We start from the raw sequence: 17,728 nt of genomic DNA, 5'->3' as shown, positions 1-17,728 counted from the left end.
CTCAGCAGGTGCCACCCTATTGCCGCGTCAGGCGAACCACGTCCTGTCTCAGCAGATAGAGGGAGACTGCGAGCAGAACGACGTCCTTCATCAGGAAGGGCACGTTTCCTGTCATGGCAGGGAAGCCTCCCGCGGCGACGTCCCAGCCCTCCGGCATGAACGGAATGATGGTAACCGTCGCGATGAAGGTGCCGGTCGAGCCCAGGGCGCCGAGTACGCCGAGCCGCTTGCTCCAGAAGCCCGCGAGCAGCAGCGAGCCGAATGTCCATTCCGAGACGCCGAGGAAATAGCTGGCGCCTGCATGGCCGAACACGGGATAGAGCCACCAGATCAGCGGACCGTTGCTGATGAACGGGACCAGTCGTTCGAATTCGTAAGGAAACCACTTCTGGTAACCGAAGAAGAAGAACATGATCACCATCGCGGCGCGGACGACCTGGTAGTCGAGGTCCTCAGCGAGCAGGCCGGACCTGTGCAGCATGCGGACGAGAGGGTTTGTTGCGGTGTTGAAAAGCGTGGTCATGGTCGTGATCCCTTTGGGATGATCGACGAGGCGCAGTCGCGTTACGCGACGGCCGGGAAGTCGATCTCGGTGTCGTTGATGCGGTTGAAGACGTTGGTGAACACCGTGGTCGCAAAGGCGAGGCTGATCTCGACGAGCTGCGCGTCGCTATAGCCGGCGGCCTTAATCACGGCGAAGTCCTCGTCGCTGACGGTGCCGCTGGTGCGCGCGAGCTTGCGGACGAAGCCGACCAGCGCATCGCGCTTGGCATCGCCGGTGAGTTCGCCTTCGCGGATCTGCTTGAGCACATCCGGCTTCACGCCGGCGAGCTTGGCGAGGTAGCTGTGGGCGGCGACACAATAGTCACAGCCGGCGGCTTCGCTGATGACGAGCTTGATAAGCTCCTTGTCGGGCCTGGTCAGGCTGCCGGAGGCGAGCACCGTATCGGCGGCGAGGATTGCCTTGAGTGCAGCGGGGCCATGGGCGGCGATGGCTGCAAACGTGTTCGGCACGCTGCCGACGGTCTTCTTGATCTGGGCATAGACCTGACCGGACGGACCGGCATCGGCTTCGAGGTTCGGGACAGAAAGACGAGACATGGTGGCACTCCGTGGTTGAGGTGGTGAACGATCACGGAGTGACAGTAGGGTCCCGATACGAGACTTTTAATGCCGATATGGCTCTGATACATGCTCAATCGTCTCAAGCAGCAGGAGGAGGAGGTGCGCGATGGATTGGCTTAGCCGGCTGTTCGAAATGATGCCGGTGCGCGGTCGTCTGGACCTGCGCTGCGCCTACGGCGCGCCCTGGCGAATCGAGCAGGGGCCTGGGGAGGTGAACGAAATCCCGTACCATGCAGTGCTTGCCGGCTCTGCGATGCTGGAAAATCCAGCGGGAGGGCGGCCGCTGCTGCTGAAGACCGGCGACATCCTCCTGCTTCCCGGCAATCCACGACACGTCATGCATGACGGCAGCGGGGCCGCGCCGCTCAAGGCCCGCAATCGCGCGGCTCTCAACTTCACGATCAGCGAAAATCCCGGCTCGGACGAGCGCCTCGATCTCTTATGCGGACATTTCGCGATCGCTCCGCCGCACGATCGGTTGCTGCGCAGTTATCTGCCGCCGATCCTCATCGTGAATGCCGGCGCTCACGCCGGACAGCGGGGCAGCGCGGGGCAGGTCGCAGGCCTCGTTGCCCTGATGCGCGGCGAGACGGCGAAAGACCAATTGGGCGGGCTTGCGATGCTGAACGCGCTATCGACGGCGATGTTCGCGCTTGTGCTGCGGCTCGCCAGCGAGACCGGAGGCGCGCCACGGGGGCTCCTTGCGCTTGCAGGCCACCCCCGCCTGGCGCCGGCTGTCGCCGCCTTGTTCAACGAGCCGGCACGCGCGTGGACGCTGCCCGCGCTGGCGCGCCTCTGCAACATGTCGCGCGCGACACTCGCCCGTCTATTTCAGGAGAAGCTCGGACGCTCGCCGAGTGGTCTCCTGACCGACATCCGTATGATCCTCGCCGCGAACCAATTGAGGACATCGTCGATCTCGACCGGAGCGGTTGGCGAAGCGGTCGGATATCAATCCGAGGCGGCATTCCAGCGCGCTTTCAAGAGCCATATGGGTGTCACGCCGGCGCAGTGGCGAAAGACACAGGAGCCCCCCGGCCGCGACGTGTTCGCAAGCCCCGCGGTGACCGATCGCGAGAGCACGGCTGAATCCGCTTCGGAACGGGGAGGTCGTACATCCAATGTGACGTCTGCGAAGTAGAGTGTTCGTGTCCGGTGATCCCGGTCCGGTCACATCGTTCCTCGCTGCTCTGCCGAGGCGTGCGCGTCCAGCGCGGACAAAGGTCTACACGACCGGCTGCTTCGCCTTGCGCAATTGCTCAAGCACGGCGCGCTCGATGTTCAGATGCGCCGCGACGAGCTCGGGTGGAGTCAGCGCCATCCATTGCGCGAGCGAGACATCGACGAAGCGCGGCGCCTTGAACAGCTCGAGGAAGCGCAATGGCTCGTTGCCAGTGTTCTCGATGAAATGGCTCATCGACATCGGGACGTAGCCGACATCACCTGCACGGTAATCGAATGTCCGTGCCCGCCCTTCGGTGTTCGATGCGAGCCATTGCAAAGAAGCTGCGGGGCGGCTGCTACCCCGCGAGAAACCCGCCATCCACCGCGACCACCGTTCCGGTCGCGTATTGTGAGGCCGGCATGCAGAGGAAGGCGACCGCACCGGCAATGTCTTCCGGTTGTCCCCAACGTTTGAACGCGGTGCGGTCGGCGATACGTTGATAGTGCGCGCGATCGGTGCGGCCCGCGGCATTGATCGCGGTCTCGATGTAGCCGGGTGCAACTGCGTTGACGCGGATGCCATCCTCGGCCCAGGCAAGGGCCAGCGCCTTGGTCAGCATCACGACGCCGCCCTTGCTGGCGCAGTACGCGGGAATCCGGGGCAGGGCCAGGGTCGCATTCATCGAGGCGATATTGACGATTGCCCCTTTGCTGTCCGCCAGCAGTGGGCGGAATGCCATGCAGGTCCGGAACGTACCCGTGAGATTGACATCGAGCACCCTCATGAAGGTCTCGATCTCGTATTCCTTGTCGCGCGCCAGAATGCCGGCGCAATTGATCAGCGCGTCGACGCGCTGATGTTGCCGGGCGAATGACGCGACGGCTTCATCGCTCGTGACATCGAGAGTCGCGAGGGTAAGTCCAGCGCGCGGCTTGAGCGTGGAGCGCGCGAGATCGGCGTCGTTGACGCCCGTGGCGGTCACCGTCGCCCCGAGATCGCAGAACTGGTTGCTGATCGCAGCACCGATATCGCCGGCGCCGCCGATCACGATGACATGAAAGCCGGGGGCGAGGGAAAAGCTGGAACTCATCGCGTGGATCTCACTTCAGGATTGTGGGAGGCGAAGCCGTCGATTCCCGGACCACCAGCGAAAAGTCGATCTCGCGATGCATAATGGTCTGCTCGCCCGCGAGGCTTCGCACCAGGTATTCTCCGGCGCGCTGCCAGGTCTCGTCGGTTGGGACATGAATCGTGGTGAGGCTCGGTCGCAAATGGCGGCTCCAGTCGAGATCGTCGAAGCCGACGACCGACAGATCACGCGGCACCGAAAAGCCGCTACGCTCCGCCTCGAGCAGCACGCCATAGGCGATGACGTCGTTGCCGCAGACCACGGCCGTCGGGCGATCGCGGAGGTTCAGGAGATGGCGGGCCGCCTCGCGCGCGTCGTCCAAGGTATAGGGCACCTCGACATGCCATTCCGGAGGGAGTTCAAGTCCGTTCTCCGCAAGCGCGCGGCGAAAACCGGCGACACGCGCGCTGGCACGGTCGTTGTTGCGCTGGAGAGCAGAGACGATTCCGATCCGTCGGTGACCGAGCTCGATGACATGTGCGGCCGCGCGATGGGCCGCGGCTTCGTTGTTCGTTCCAACGCAAGGGTAGGGCCGGTCGGGCTGATAGATGCCGACGTTGATGAAGGGCACCGCATTGTCCGCGAGCAGCTTGCGCAGCCCGTCGTGATGGCAGTCGCCGCGAAGCACCAGGCCGTCCACGCCGCGGCCGATCAGATTGCGCGCCTGCTGCAGCTCGATGTCCAGATCGTATCCGCTCGTGGTGAGGAACAACATGTATCCCACCGAGGATAGATATCTTTGCAGTGAGGCGATGCCGCGCGCGAACATGGTGTTGTCGATCGTGGGCACGATCGCGCCGAGCGTACGCGACCGTCGCGACGACAGGATGCGAGCCGGCGCATGCGGGATGTACCCGACGGCTTCGATTGCCTGCGCGATGCGCGCGCGCAAGGACGGGCTCACCGCGTCGGGATTGTTGAGTGCGCGCGAGACCGACGCCGTGGACACGCCGGCGCGGGCCGCAACGGCGCGGATGCCCTGCTTCTCGGATCTGGCAATCGGCACGGTCATGAATGTAACGTTACATACCGGTTGGCGAACCCGCCTGGCAAGCGATTTTGTCGCGAATCTGCCGCATATCGTGTCGCTTGTCCATCGCTTGACAGGGCGGATCCGATGCTTAGGATGTAACCGTTTTCAGAAAGTGCCGTCAGCAAAAAGCTGCCGTCAATTAAAGGTGCCGTCAGCTTAAGGCGGCCAGCCGGGAGGAGAGTTCGATGAAGGCCAGGATGTTCGCGACGCGCCTCGCGTTGCCGGTTCTTGCGGTTGCCGCACTTAGCGCGCAGGCGCACGGGGCCGATTTCGACTGGAAGAAGTTTCAGGGCAAGACCGTCACCTTTCTCGCCAACAACAATCCGGTGTCGCAGGCGCTCCTGACCTACAAGGCCGATTTCGAAAAGCTGACCGGTATGACCCTGAAGGTCGACGGCTATCAGGAACAGCAGATGCGCCAGCGCCTGGTCACGGTGATGAACGCGCATAGCGACGAGGTCGACGCGTTCATGACGCTGCCCTCGCGCGAGGGCGAGCAGTTTGCCGCTGCCGGCTGGTATGCCGATCTCACGGCGATGGCCAAGAACGAAGTTGCCAAGGAGTACGACCCGGCCGGCTTGAGCAAGGCCCTGCTGAAGGCCGCGACCTTCGGCGGCAAGCTGACCAGCATGCCGATGAACATCGAAGGGCCGATCTTCTACTACCGTACCGACATCTTCAAGAAGTGCGGCATCGAGCGGCCGAAGACCATCAAGGATGTCGAGGCAGCCGCGGAGAAGATCAAGACATGCGACAGCGCGCTCACGCCGTTCGTGTCGCGCGGCCTGAAGCCGGCGGTTGCCTACACCTTCAGCAACATGCTGCACAATATCGGCGGCAGCTACATCGCAAATGCCAAGTCGAACCTCTGCTCGGCCAAGGGCAAGGAGGCGCTCGATACCTATAGTCGCCTGCTGCGCGATTTCGGACCGCCCGGTGTTGTCAACTACAGCTTCCAGCAGATTTCCGCGCTCTATCGCAGCGGCCGCGCCGCGATGGCGTTTGAATCGTCCAACGAATTGCGCACCGTGATGGACGGCGGCGCGCGCCTCAAGGATACCGGCCTGCTGCCGTTCCCGGCGGGCGAGGCCGGCCAGGTGCCGACCACGATCGGTTGGGGCATGGCGGTGTCCTCGCACAGCAAGCAGCCGGATGCGGCGTGGTACTTCGTGCAGTGGGCGACCAGCCCCGAGGTGCAGAAGAAGATGGCGCTGCAGGGGATCGCACCGCCGCGGCCGTCGGTCGCCAACGATCCCGAGTATCGCAAGTGGATCGACGAGGAGCCGGTGCGGAAAGAGTGGCAGGCGGCACTCGACGTGCTCGCAACCAAGGGCTCGTCCGAGGTCGGCTATCCCATCGTCGCCAACCCGGAGTCGCGCGAATTCATCGGTCAGGCCGTGCAGGACTTGATCCTGAAGCAGAAGACCGTCGACCAGGCCTGCGCGGACGCGGACAAGGCACTCGACGCGCTGATTGCGCAGAAGTAACGGCACAGAACGCCGTCTGCTTCATGCGGCCGGCGCCTCAACGGATCAGGGAATGCAGGCATGTCGGACACGGCTGCGACATTGACGCAGGACCGGCAAAGGCTGGAACTGTCGGCGCTCTCGGCGCCGGCGGTGGTCTTCACCGTGGCGATGATCGCATTTCCGGTGATCTATACGGTGTGGCTCGCTTTCCAGAGCTTTTCATCGACCGGCAAGCAATCCTTCGTAGGCCTGGCGAACTACGCCAAGCTGGTGTCCGACAACGAGTTCTGGCATGGGCTCTGGGTTACCATCGCGCTCTATGTGCTCTCGCTGACGCTGCAACTCGTGTTCGGCGTCTGGTTGGCGCTGGTCCTGTTCCACGCCAAACGCCTGCCGGGCATCGTGCGCTCGCTGTTCATTTCACCGTTCATGATGCCGCCGGTGGTGGCCGGCATGATGTGGCTCGTGATCCTCGACCCGTCGCTGGGCGCGGCCAACTATATCCTCCAGTCGTTCGGCCTGCCGCCGTCGGACTGGCTGGCCTCGCCGACATGGGTGGTTCCGACCGTCGCGCTGATCGATAGCTGGCAGTGGACGCCCTATGTCGCACTGATTGTCCTCGGCGGCTTGCAGTCCTTGCCGCCCAGCGTCTACGAGGCCGCACAGATCGACGGCGCATCTGCGTTCAAGACCTTCCAGCGCATCACGCTGCCGCTGCTGCTGCCGACCATCGTCACCGCAGCCATACTCCGCAGCGTCGATCTCCTGCGCTTCTTCGACATCATCTACATCACGACCCAGGGCGGCCCCGGCAACGCGTCGAACACGCTCAACATCTACGGCTTCCGGGTCGGCTTCGAATTCTTCAACATCGGCTATGCCAGCGCCTTGATGCTGACGCTGACCGCGATCGTGTTCGGCGCGGTGCTCGCCTGCAACCGCCTGCGCGGCGCGGTCGCGTGGTGATGTCATGACGGACGCAGCCGCCACCGACCGCTGGATACGCTGGCTCAACCTGCTGCAGCTCGTGCTCGCCGGCGTAATCATCATGGCGCCCACGGTCTGGATGGTGCTGTCCTCCCTCAAGCCGTCCTTCGAGGTGACGGCTTATCCGCCGACGCTGGTCTTCACGCCCACGCTGGACAACTACGTCGAGCTCACGAAGACGACGCCGTTCCTGAGCTACGCTCTCAACAGCCTCATCGTGACGGTCGGTTCGACCGCACTCGGGCTGCTATTCGGAATTCCTGCCGCCTTTGCCGTTTCCTGGACGCGGATCTCGTGGCCGGCGATCCTGACGCTTGCGGCGCGCATGGCACCGGGCACGCTGTTCCTGCTGCCGTGGTACGTGATGTTCCGGCAGATCGGCATGATCGGTTCCTATACGGCGCTCATCCTCAGTCACGCCGTCATCACCTTGCCGATCGTGATCTGGGTCCTGCTGCCGTCGTTCGACGGCATCCCGCGCAGCGTGTTCGAGGCGGCGCAGGTCGACGGATGCAGCGTCACGCGCATTCTCTGGCGGATCGCGCTGCCGCTGGTGGCCTCCGGCATCGCCGTCTCGGCGATCCTCGCCTTCGTATTTTCGTGGAACTACTTCCTGTTTGCGCTGGTGCTCTCCAACGGCGACAGCAAGACGCTGATTGCGGCGGCTTTCAATTTTATCGGCGAAGGCTCGACGCAGTGGGGCGCGCTCATGGCCGCGGCAACGCTGATCGCATTGCCGCCGCTCGTGCTGGCGGCTCTCGTTCAGCGCTGGCTGGTGTCCGGGCTGACGCTCGGTGCGGTGAAAGGCTAGGCATCTGATGAACGTATCACCACGTCCGAATTCGATCATGCAGGCGGCGATCTTTCACGGCCACGAGCGCATCACCATCGAGCGCGTGGCGATGCCCGACGTCCTGGCAGGTGAGGTGCTGGTGCGGGTCTCGCGCACCGCGCTGTGCGGTTCGGATTTCAAGCTCTGGCACAAGGGCGCCGAGTTCACCGCAGGCCACGAGATCTTCGGGGTCGTCGAGCAGCCCGGTCACCGCCTGCATGGCCGCCGCTGCGCCGTCTACATCCCGCTGCACTGCGATCACTGTGCGGCCTGCAAGCGCGGCGATACGCAGATGTGCCTGGAGGTGTCGAGCCTGATCGGCTGGAACAGGCCGGGGGGCTATGCCGAATATGTGCCGGTGCCGGAGAACTGCCTGCTGCCGGTGCCCGACGACATCGAGGATAGTCTCGCGCCGCTCCTGCTCGACGTGATCGGCACGTCGGGTCATGCCGTGCGGTTTGTCAGCCGCGTGGTGGCGCCGAGCGATGCGGGGCCGGTGCTGGTGATGGGCGCGGGCCCGGTCGGACTGGGGGTCGTCCTGGCGCTCCGCAGCCTTGGTTATGACGACGTCCACGTTGCCGATCCGAATGCGACGCGGCTGAGGATCGCGCAGTCCTTCGGCGCCAAGGCGCATCCTGTCGGCGATGCGTCGGAGCGCTTCGCCCTGATCATGGAATGCTCCGGCGCGCATGCGGCCCGCAATCTCGGCATCGAGCTCGTATTGCCGCGCGGCGCGCTGGTGCTGGTTGGCGAGAATGCGGCGCCCTGGACCATCGAGGAGGGCAAGGTGTTCCGCCGCAAGGACTTCTACATGATCCGCACCTTCTACTTCCCGGTCTCCGATTTCGAGCCGAACATCGCGTTGTTGCGGCAATACAAGGACGAGTATCGCGTGCTCGTCGATGGCGAGTTCGGCCTGTCGGCCCTGCCGGAGAATTTCGCGCGTTTCGCCAGAGGCGAGCTGATCAAGCCGGTATTGGCGCTGGACTAGCGATCATGGCCTCGATCTCGATCCGCAACCTCGTCAAGCGCTACGGCAATTTCACCGTGATCCCGGATCTCAACCTGGAGATCGCGGACCATGAATTCGTTGTCTTCGTCGGCCCGTCCGGCTGCGGCAAGTCGACCCTGCTGCGCATCATCGCAGGCCTCGAGCCGATCACGTCCGGAGATCTCTACATCGGCGACAAGCGCGTCAACGGCGTGCAGGCCGCGCAGCGCGACATCGCCATGGTGTTCCAGGATTACGCGCTCTATCCGCATATGCGCGTTTATGACAACATGTCGTTTGCGCTGGAGCTGCGGGGAACGCCGAAGGCGGAGATCGATGCCCGGGTCAAGCGTGCGGCGGCGCTGCTGCACATCGAGCCTTACCTGGACCGCAAGCCGAAGGAATTGTCCGGCGGCCAGCGCCAGCGCGTCGCGATGGGACGCGCGATCGTGCGCAATCCGAAGGCGTTTCTGTTCGACGAGCCGCTGTCTAACCTCGATGCGAAGCTGCGCGGGCAGGTGCGGGCCGAGATCAAGGCGCTGTCGCAGGAGCTCAAGACCACGATGGTGTTCGTGACCCACGACCAGATCGAGGCCATGACCATGGCCGACCGGATCGTGGTCCTGCAGAGCGGTACGATCCAGCAATACGACACTCCGGAGACAGTCTACGAGCGGCCGGCAAACCAGTTCGTGGCCGGCTTCATCGGGTCTCCGGCGATGAACTTCTTTCCGGTCGAATGGCAACAGGAGCGCGCGATCCTTTCGCAAGGCGGAACGGTGCTGCCGTTGGATGGCGCGGCCGCAGACCGGCTGCGGCAAGCCGGCAGCGCCGTGCTCGGCATTCGTCCTGAACATTTTGCCGTTACCACCGATATGGCCGACGGCATCGCCGTGACGGTCAAGCTGGTCGAGCCGCTCGGCTCGGATACGCTGATCCATTTCGATCTCGCCGGCGTGTCGGCCATCGCGCGGATCGATCCGGCGCTGCGGCCGAAGGTCGGAGATCGGCTCAGCCTTCGTTCGCAACCGGGCAAGACGCACCTGTTCGACGCAGCCAACGGGCAGGTTCTGCGGTGAGCTCGCCAGTGAACATTGCAAATCTGTCGGCGCTGGCGGACGTCGCGTCCAAGACGCGTCGCGTTCAGGTCATTTGCCTCGGGCTGTCCGCGCTCGACCAGATCTGGCGTGTCGATCGGCTCTTTGCCGGTGGAAGCGAGAAGATCAAGAGCCTCGACTATGCGACGCTCGGTGGCGGCATGGCCGCCAATGCTGCCGTCGCGGTTGCGCGGCTCGGCGCGTCGGTCGCGTTCTGGGGGCGGGCGGGGAATGATGCGGCCGGGCAGGAGATGCGGTCGGCTTTTGTCGCTGAAGGCGTCGATGTCGAGAACTTCCGGCTGTTTGTCGATGGCCGTTCGTCAGTCTCCGGGATCATCGTCGACAGGTCCGGCGAACGGCAGATCGTCAATTTCCGTGGTCTCTATCCGGAAGCTGCGGATTGGCTGCCGCGGGAGGTGGTCGCCCGCGCTTCTTGCGTGCTGGCCGATCCGCGCTGGGCGGAGGGAGCCGCAACCTTGTTTCGCGAAGCGCGCGCCCGGGCCATTCCGACGGTGCTCGACGGCGACGTGGCCGATGCCGAGGTGTTCGAGCGGTTGCTGCCGCTGACCGACCACGCGATCTTCTCCGAGCCCGCGCTCACGCCCTTCGCCGGGTCGGCGGGGGATGACTCGCTGGCCGCGCTCGCGCGCTTCAATTGCCGCGTCATCGCGGTGACGCGAGGAGAGGACGGCGTGAGCTGGTACGAGAATGGCCGTCTGCATCGGCAAGCCGCCTTTGCCGTCGATGTCGTTGACACCACGGGCGCGGGCGACGTCTTCCACGGCGCCTACGCGCTTGCGATCGGCGTCGGCCTCGACGTGCGCGAGGCGATGGCGTTTTCGGCCGCGGCGGCAGCGATGAAATGCCGCCACGCAGGCGGCCGCAACGGAATCCCTACCATCAACGAGTGTCTTGCATTCATGAGGACGAAGCCATGAGAACGATTGGAAAGAACCGCGGCCTGGCGCGTCTGGCTGACGCGGATGGTCACTTCCGCATGGTCGCGCTGGATCAGCGGCCGCCACTGTTCGACGCCATCGCGAGGGCGAGGGGGATTGCACGGGACAAGGTCGAATACTCCGACGTCACGGCCGCGAAGCGTCTCCTCGTGGAGAACCTCGCCCCGCACTGCAGCTCGATGCTGTTCGATCCGAACTTCGCGGTGCCCGCGGCGATCGATCTCTTGCCGCCGCGCTGCGGTCTCATCATGACGCTCGAGGAGCACCGCGTCGACGAAACCTCCGGCGGACGCAAGTCACGGGCGATCAGCAATTGGAACGTCGAGAAGATCCGCGCCATGGGCGGCGACGCCGTCAAGGTTCTGGCCTGGTACCGGCCGGATGCGGACCCCGTGGTGAACGAGCATCAGAAGCGCTTTGTCCGCGAGATCGGACAGGATTGTGCCCGGCACGACATTCCTTATGTCCTGGAGTTGTTGGTCTATCCGTTCCTCGGCAGTGCCAATCACACCGCGGACTACGTGGAATCGCCCGGCAAGCTTCCCGGTCTCGTCATCGAGAGCGTGCGTGAGTTTGCCAAGCCGGAGTACGGCGTCGATCTTCTGAAACTGGAGAGCCCGCTTGCGGCCAACAGCCTGCCGGCCCGCGACGGCAGCGCGGAGGCGAAAGCCGCGCAGAAGGAATTCGATGCGATCGGCGATATCTGTCGCGAACGAAGCATCCCGTGGGTGCTGCTGTCGGGTGGTGCTGCACCGGAAAAATTCGAACGCGTGCTCGACTTCGCCTATGCCGCGGGCGCGGGCGGATTCCTTGCGGGCCGTACGATCTGGCTCGACGCCGTGCTGAAGAACTTCCCCGACCGCGCGGCAGTCGCCGCGAGCCTGCGCAAGGACGGCCTTGCCGTGCTCGAGCGGCTCAACGATCTGACGACGGCCAAGGCAAGCCCGTGGAAGGCACGCTTTCCGGTGTTCACCGACATCAAGCAGGAAGGCGACTTCGCGCGCGCCTATTGAGACACACGCCCGGCCTCATCGGGCGCAAATTCGATGGTCCGGCTCGAGCCTTCGAAGCCCTGACGAGAGGGACCGAGGTTCTGGCGCTTCAATGCGGAGAACCCGGTCCGTTCGTTATTTGTTGGAGCCGGAATCCTTGCTCCGAAGCTCGGCAGCTCTCTCGAGGTCCCACGCCCGCTGCAGGCGCTCGGTGCTCGTCGAACTCAATATGCGGGTCCAGGCGCTGCCAAGTACCTTGATGCCGTCGCGCAGAGTAGGAGCATTTCCGGCCGACCAATCAGGCAAGGCCATCGGGACGCTTATCGACCAGGACCAACTGTCTCCGGAACGATACACGCTGCCGATCACATGCCCCTCGTAAATGACGACGTAATGGTCCTTGACGTCCGGCCACCGAAGCTTCGCGTTGAGGGAGATGGTTTGTTTCATGAAGCAAGACTTGTGTCGTGGTGACTGGTGACTGAATGACTTCGGTTGCAATGATCCGAGCGGCTCTCGCAATTGGTGCCGAGGTCCGTCAGCAAGTTCGGTCCGAATAATCCGGTCCGTATTCGGGGCGTGCGACACGCCCAAGTCTTGGTTCTTAGGAACGTCTCGGTCTTAGGAAGATCTTGGTCTTAAGAATAGTGATCGTTGGGCAGACGCAGCTACATTGGCGCGCTGCGGAAGAATGAGATCGCGACTTTGGCTGGGGTTTTCCGAACTTGATATGGATGTAGCGATTTGACACTATGCCGGCACATTCGGAGAAAGTCATGTATAAGTCATGCCTTATTGCGATTGCTGCCGCCGCCTGCATGTATGCATCTTCCGCCAGCGCTCTGGGCGGTCCATACCCCTTTGGTGATGAGCCGTACCGGCTGAACTGGTATCCCGAGCCCGAGCCCGAGATCGCGAACGGCTGCTGGAAGTGGAATTGGCAGCAATACCAGTGGGACGACTACTGCCCGGTTTACGTCCGTCCCAAGGCTTACATGTACCCTCGCGCGAGGGCGATCGTCGTTCGCACCAAAGGCTAGCGAGCGGAGCGGATGCGCGGCGCCTCGCGGAGGCGCCGCTTGGGCCAGTCGATCAGTAGTTCTCGATCGTGCAGGCGATCTGGCTGTGCTTGCCGAAGTTGAGCAAGGCATTGCCGCGGAAACCGTCGACCCAAACGCCCGGACCGGCATAGCGATATCCAACCCCCATCGGGACCAGGCGCACATGCACGCCGCCGGAGCGGCCGGTATGTAGCGAGGCCGTAACGACCTCGCCTTCGATCGATACGGCGATCGGACACAGGGGATACTGCCTGCCGTTCTCGCAGGTGAAGACGAGCTCCGAGCAACTGCCGACCGCGCCGGGCGAAGCCTTCAAGGCCATGTCGGCCGCGACGGCCCCGCCGGGATTGCCAGCCAGTCCGGCTCCGAAAAGAACCGCCGCTGTGAGACATTTGGCCGTTAAATTGCGCATCGCCGCCCCCAAAGACATTTTGAAATCACACGCTAAGAGAGCAAAAATCGCCAACAGCGTCAAACGGCGGCGTTGCCGCGACGCCGGGAGGTCGCACTTGGCCTTCACCTGTTGCCGTCACGCGACAGGTCAGGGCGCCGCATCCTGCCCCGTAGCAGGGTATCCGAGGGCAGCTCGCCGAACTCGCTGCGGTAGTCGCGGGCAAAATGGCCGAGATTGCCAAAGCCGCATTTCGCACAGACCTTGGTCACTGTTGTTCGCGAGCCGGCCGCCGCCAGCATGTCGTAGGCGTGCACCAGGCGGATGCGCTTCAGGAATTCGGCGACCGAGGTCCCCCGCAATGCAAAATGCTTCTGTACGGCGCGTAAGCTGACGCCGTGCTGGCGGGCGACGTCGGCGATGACAAGGGGTTTGTCCCACTGGGTTTGCAGATGCTGGATGAAGTGCAGCATCTTCTCGGACGTCCTGCTGCGCTCCCTTCGCTCGGTGATGTCGACATCTATTCCGATCAGATGCGTCACCTGTCCTCGGTCGTCGCCAACCGGGTTCACCGTCTGTCGGGTCCAGCGCACATCGCCATCGCTGGCGAGTTCTCGGTAAGCCAGCATGCCCGCTGCGCCGCTGAGCCCTCGTCTGAGCAGTCCTTGCGCCTGATCGAGATCGTCGGGATGGACGGCTTCGGTCAGCATATCGAATGTGGCCTCAGAGGAGGCCGGAGGCGGTCCTGCGAGCACGCGATATGCGCCCAGTCCGTCGGGCCGTCCCGGCACGCTCCACCGCCAGATCGTCACGCCCGCAAGATCCGAGGCGGCCTCGTCATGCGCCGCAGGCACTTGCTCGAGCAGGCAGCCGATCCACTTGACCGTGCCGTCATCATTCGCGACGCCGGACTGCACGGTTTTCATTCGCACGAAGTGGCCGTTCTTCGCCAAGTAAAGGGCCTCGAAGCGGCACGGATCGGTCGTGCGATTCACGACGCGGCGCAAGTTGGCAAACCACGCGTCACGGTGCGCGGGATGCAGCAGATTGTGCAGGGTGAGCTGATGGAGCTCTTCCGCATCGTACGCCAGAGCCCGTCGCGCAGCATTGTTCGCATACGCGATCCGGCCTGACGCGGCATCGAGCAGCACGGCGCCGATCGAAATGCCATCCAGCAACAGCCGCGGCATGGAGCCGAGATACTCCGGCTTGCTCATGCGGACGCGCAAGAGTTGATATCTGCGTGGCCGACGAGCACACGCAGAGGCCGAATCGCGGTGACGCCGAGATGCGCATTGCTGTATCGGGTTCGAAGCATGAAGGTATTTAAATGCTGTCTGATAGGGAATTAATGCCGCGACGTTGCGATGCGTTGGCTCAAGTTGAGCGAAGCGCATCGTTTTGAGCGAACAAAATCGAGGTACTACTATTGCCTCAATGCAAACGCGCACGATAGCCTTTGGCTAATATTTGGTTAAAGCGATTGCTGTGGGGCTGGGGTGCGTTCTTCGCGAGGCGACTTTATTTCCGCGCCTGATTTGGGCGCCGAAGCGATTTGTGCTCGCGGCACTATCTCCACGTCCGCGCGTCCACGGACGGTGTGTGAGTACGCTCAATCCAGTTCAGCCATTCGCTCGCCAGCCGTTAGTCGCGGCTGCGTCGATACGTATCTTGTGCCGCGTTCTCCAAATTCGAAATTTCAGACACTCTCTCTTAACGGCCGCGCACGTCGGTCGGTCCAACATCGTATCCATTTTCAATAGGGCGGGCGCTCTCAGCAAACAGACAGAATTGAAGGACCAAGCAGCGGGCGCGCCGGGTTCTACGAGCGCTCGCGAATTTCATCGTTACTAAATCTCTCAAGCAGCCGACGAGGCGAGCGCTTTTCGCGACATCGCTCCGGCGTGCTGCCGCATCACCTCTGAGGAGTTAAATTATGGGAACGGCAAAAGGCGGTTTGACGGTTGCAGTCAAATTCACCCCGCAGGCGCAGAACGACAATCTACTTCTGCAGGAAGATGATTTGAGCGACGGAACGCAGTCACTCAGCACCGGCAGCGACCCGAACGAGAACATTCTGGCGAACGACGGTGGCGGAGCGGCCGCCACGATCATGGGAATCACCTCCGACACCGTCGCTCAGGTTCAGGGCAATTTGGCGCACTACGTCGACCTGTCGAACTTCGCCGCGCCGCTGCCCGGATCATCGAGTGTGTCTCTGACCGGACATTCGACCGTCGGGGATATGACCGGAAAAGTCTTGCTCGACGCCACACACAACATCAATTTCGTTTTGGACCCGGCGAACACTGCTCTTCTGCAGCATCTCTCTGCTGGCGAGACCATCGACTTTGGTCAGTTCACTTACATTATCCGCATGTCGAACGGCGCGTTCAGCGTAGCGCAGGCCGACATCAAGGTTGCGGGCGACAACGATGCCGCAGTCATCGTCGCGGCGACCAACACGAGCGGCCCCGACAACGGACCGTTCACGGCGGTCGGGGTGACCGAGGACGCGCAGGGGGACGAGACCGGGAGCGAAACCTCGATCGGTACGCTGAACTTCACTGACGCCGATTGGCACGATAGCCATACGGCTTCAGTCGAACTCAGCGGCAATCTCGGTCATCTCGATGCGATCGTGACCACGGACAGCCAGAATGGCGCGACCGGCGTGATCAGCCTGTCCTATTCGGTGGCCGACAGCGACATCAACTATCTCGGTCAGGGCGAAACCAAGACCGAGACCTTTACGGTCGATCTTGTCGAGAAACACCCCGACGGTACAACCACCACCGACACCACGACGGTAAGTTATACGATCACCGGCACCAATGACGCGGCCGTCGTGACGGCCGGGAGCGACATGAGCGGCGTTGTCGGTCACCCGGTCTCATTCGCTGGGACGGCCGGGGTCACCGAAAATGCAACCGGCGATGACACCACGGGAGTCGAGACTGAGAACGGGACACTCGCGTTCACCGACGCCGACTGGACCGACACTCACTCGATTGACCCGACCACAGGCGTCGTGGCGGCGGCCGGCGATCTCGGTACGTTGACGGCGACCGTGGCGACCGACAGCGGCAATGGTGCGGTTGGTGAGATCGATCTTTCGTATTCGGTGGCCGACAGCTTGATCAATTACCTCGGTCAGGGCGAAACCAAGGTCGAGACCTTTACGGTCAATCTGGTTGAGCATCATCCGGGTGACAACTCGACCACCATCGACCCGATCACCGTCACGTACACGATCACCGGCACCGACGATGCGGCGGTGTTTGCATCGAGCTACGATGATGCGGGCAACCACACGGAAGCCACCGTCACCGACGCTTATACCAGCGACACCACGTCGCCGGTGGTATTCACGGCCGATGGCACGCTCTCGTTCACCGATGCCGATATCCACGACACCCATACGGTGTCGATCGACAACACCAATCATCTCGGCACACTGACAGCAACCGTCGATGACAGCACGGGCACGGTCAGTTGGCACTATTCGATCGACGATGCAAAGATCGATGGCGTTCATACGTCCGACACCTTCCAGGTCGTGTTGAACGACTACAGCATTACAGATCCGCTGCACGCGTATGCGCCGGTCAGCACGACGACCGAGTACGTGACCATCCATCTCGATGGCTCGCTTGATGTCGCCGCGGACACCGGCAAGCCGACCAACATCCTGTTCGCGCCGGATCAGACAGGAAACACCGGGAACAGCCTCGGTCATTTTGTTGCCGTCGATAAGGATAGCACCGACACGTACGCCTGGTCGCTGGCCAGCAACAGTAATAATCAAGGTATCAGCATCGACTCGGCTGGAAATCTGCTCATTGCAGGTAACGCATCGGCCGGCACTCACGACCTGCAGGTGACAGTTACTGATGCTGACGCGCCCGATGGCACGTCGACCACCGTCGAGTTTACCCTGCTGCTCGGCACAAACACGCCTTCGGGCGATACCATGCCGTCTGTACCGCCTTCAACGGCCTACGTACTTTCTCCCACCAACAATATTGAGGCTGGACAAAACGGCGCCGACGGCCTGACCGGCAGCGCTGGCGTCGACTACATCCTTGGCGGATCTGGAAACGACACCATCAAGGGTCTCGGTGGCGCTGACTTGATGGCGGGTGGCAACGGCAATGACAACTTCGTCTTTACCGCTCTTGTCGACTCGACCCATAGCGCGTCGGACACGATCATCGACTTCACGCATGGAAGCGACACGATTAGCTTCCTGAATGGTCTCGGGTTGACCGCTGTCGATACCACCTTCAATTCGACCTTGGCGGCGGGACATGTAGAGTTCGTGCAGAATGGCAGCAACGCCACCATCTACGCTAACGTCGGCAGTGGCAGCGAGGACGCCACGTCCGGAGCTCACGTGATGGAAATTCACCTGACCAATGTCTCGGGTACTTTGAGCTCGAACGACTTCGCCCTGCACGCGTAAGCGGAGGGGACGCTGACTGATCGATGCGGCCA

The 17,728-nt window shown here is 62.8% G+C and carries 18 protein-coding genes; 10 read left to right on the top strand and 8 right to left on the bottom strand.

Translation table 11 applies throughout. The features are described from left to right. Positions 1-16 precede the first annotated feature (16 nt). Together MTX21_RS10700 and MTX21_RS10695 are read right to left on the bottom strand one after the other, a co-directional pair. The gene (locus MTX21_RS10700; RefSeq protein ID WP_280964766.1) at positions 17-523 is read right to left on the bottom strand and encodes a DUF417 family protein; all 507 of its coding nucleotides are present in this window, start codon (positions 521-523) and stop codon (positions 17-19) included. Between the two features lie 41 nt (positions 524-564). Beyond that, positions 565-1,101: a carboxymuconolactone decarboxylase family protein gene (locus MTX21_RS10695; protein ID WP_280964765.1), complete on the bottom strand. Its 537-nt coding sequence runs from the start codon at positions 1,099-1,101 to the stop codon at positions 565-567. 130 nt (positions 1,102-1,231) lie between these two features. Here MTX21_RS10695 and MTX21_RS10690 point away from each other — a divergent pair, with 130 nt between their 5' ends. After that, entirely contained in the window at positions 1,232-2,266 is a 1,035-nt protein-coding gene (locus MTX21_RS10690) for an AraC family transcriptional regulator (protein ID WP_280964764.1), read from the top strand. Positions 2,267-2,350: 84 nt separating this feature from the next. Here the strand turns inward: MTX21_RS10690 and MTX21_RS10685 are convergent, their stop codons facing one another. Genes MTX21_RS10685 through MTX21_RS10675 form a run of 3 tightly spaced genes read right to left on the bottom strand, consistent with a single transcriptional unit; the run spans position 2,351 to position 4,431 of the window. Further along, positions 2,351-2,626 (bottom strand): cupin domain-containing protein, encoded by a 276-nt coding sequence (locus MTX21_RS10685; RefSeq protein ID WP_280964763.1) that lies wholly within the window; start codon positions 2,624-2,626, stop codon positions 2,351-2,353. Between the two features lie 19 nt (positions 2,627-2,645). After that, on the bottom strand, positions 2,646-3,380 hold the full coding sequence (locus MTX21_RS10680; RefSeq protein ID WP_280964762.1) for an SDR family oxidoreductase: 735 nt from the start codon (positions 3,378-3,380) through the stop codon (positions 2,646-2,648). A 10-nt stretch (positions 3,381-3,390) separates the two neighbouring features. Further along, positions 3,391-4,431: a LacI family DNA-binding transcriptional regulator gene (locus MTX21_RS10675; RefSeq protein WP_280964761.1), complete on the bottom strand. Its 1,041-nt coding sequence runs from the start codon at positions 4,429-4,431 to the stop codon at positions 3,391-3,393. A 206-nt stretch (positions 4,432-4,637) separates the two neighbouring features. On the opposite strand from MTX21_RS10675, the gene MTX21_RS10670 reads away from it, so the two are divergent. From MTX21_RS10670 to MTX21_RS10640, 7 genes are read left to right on the top strand one after another with little or no spacing between them, the layout of a single operon-like run. Next, positions 4,638-5,939: a sugar ABC transporter substrate-binding protein gene (locus tag MTX21_RS10670; RefSeq protein ID WP_280964760.1), complete on the top strand. Its 1,302-nt coding sequence runs from the start codon at positions 4,638-4,640 to the stop codon at positions 5,937-5,939. A 60-nt stretch (positions 5,940-5,999) separates the two neighbouring features. Then, positions 6,000-6,887: a sugar ABC transporter permease gene (locus MTX21_RS10665; protein WP_280964759.1), complete on the top strand. Its 888-nt coding sequence runs from the start codon at positions 6,000-6,002 to the stop codon at positions 6,885-6,887. 4 nt (positions 6,888-6,891) lie between these two features. Further along, positions 6,892-7,719: a carbohydrate ABC transporter permease gene (locus MTX21_RS10660; protein ID WP_280964758.1), complete on the top strand. Its 828-nt coding sequence runs from the start codon at positions 6,892-6,894 to the stop codon at positions 7,717-7,719. Between the two features lie 7 nt (positions 7,720-7,726). Next, a complete protein-coding gene (locus MTX21_RS10655; RefSeq protein ID WP_280964757.1) occupies positions 7,727-8,731 on the top strand; it encodes an alcohol dehydrogenase catalytic domain-containing protein in 1,005 nt (334 codons plus the stop codon). A 5-nt stretch (positions 8,732-8,736) separates the two neighbouring features. Then, on the top strand, positions 8,737-9,810 hold the full coding sequence (gene ugpC, locus MTX21_RS10650) for a sn-glycerol-3-phosphate ABC transporter ATP-binding protein UgpC (protein WP_280964756.1): 1,074 nt from the start codon (positions 8,737-8,739) through the stop codon (positions 9,808-9,810). An 8-nt stretch (positions 9,811-9,818) separates the two neighbouring features. Continuing rightward, on the top strand, positions 9,819-10,766 hold the full coding sequence (locus MTX21_RS10645; RefSeq protein WP_280964755.1) for a sugar kinase: 948 nt from the start codon (positions 9,819-9,821) through the stop codon (positions 10,764-10,766). Next, positions 10,763-11,800: a tagatose 1,6-diphosphate aldolase gene (locus MTX21_RS10640; RefSeq protein WP_280964754.1), complete on the top strand. Its 1,038-nt coding sequence runs from the start codon at positions 10,763-10,765 to the stop codon at positions 11,798-11,800. The genes MTX21_RS10645 and MTX21_RS10640 overlap by 4 nt, the downstream gene beginning before the upstream one ends. A gap of 114 nt (positions 11,801-11,914) precedes the next feature. Here the strand turns inward: MTX21_RS10640 and MTX21_RS10635 are convergent, their stop codons facing one another. Continuing rightward, complete coding sequence (locus MTX21_RS10635) at positions 11,915-12,229, bottom strand: hypothetical protein (protein WP_280964753.1); 315 nt, start codon at positions 12,227-12,229, stop codon at positions 11,915-11,917. A 326-nt stretch (positions 12,230-12,555) separates the two neighbouring features. Between MTX21_RS10635 and MTX21_RS10630 the strand changes: the two genes are divergently transcribed. Then, the gene (locus tag MTX21_RS10630) at positions 12,556-12,819 is read left to right on the top strand and encodes a hypothetical protein (protein WP_280964752.1); all 264 of its coding nucleotides are present in this window, start codon (positions 12,556-12,558) and stop codon (positions 12,817-12,819) included. Between the two features lie 52 nt (positions 12,820-12,871). Here MTX21_RS10630 and MTX21_RS10625 read toward each other — a convergent pair whose 3' ends face one another. Together MTX21_RS10625 and MTX21_RS10620 are read right to left on the bottom strand one after the other, a co-directional pair. Further along, positions 12,872-13,252 carry a hypothetical protein gene (locus MTX21_RS10625; protein ID WP_280964751.1) on the bottom strand — a complete coding sequence of 127 codons (381 nt, stop codon included), beginning with the start codon at positions 13,250-13,252 and terminating at the stop codon, positions 12,872-12,874. A gap of 104 nt (positions 13,253-13,356) precedes the next feature. Further along, entirely contained in the window at positions 13,357-14,448 is a 1,092-nt protein-coding gene (locus tag MTX21_RS10620) for a PAS domain-containing protein (RefSeq protein WP_280964750.1), read from the bottom strand. A gap of 719 nt (positions 14,449-15,167) precedes the next feature. Between MTX21_RS10620 and MTX21_RS10615 the strand changes: the two genes are divergently transcribed. After that, positions 15,168-17,696: a hypothetical protein gene (locus MTX21_RS10615; protein WP_280964749.1), complete on the top strand. Its 2,529-nt coding sequence runs from the start codon at positions 15,168-15,170 to the stop codon at positions 17,694-17,696. The last annotated feature ends 32 nt before the right edge of the window (positions 17,697-17,728 follow it).

This window comes from Bradyrhizobium sp. ISRA430, assembly GCF_029909975.1.
GTDB lineage: Bacteria > Pseudomonadota > Alphaproteobacteria > Rhizobiales > Xanthobacteraceae > Bradyrhizobium.
The sequence above is the reverse complement of the archived record's forward strand: the minus strand, read 5'-3'. Positions and strand labels throughout refer to the sequence as shown.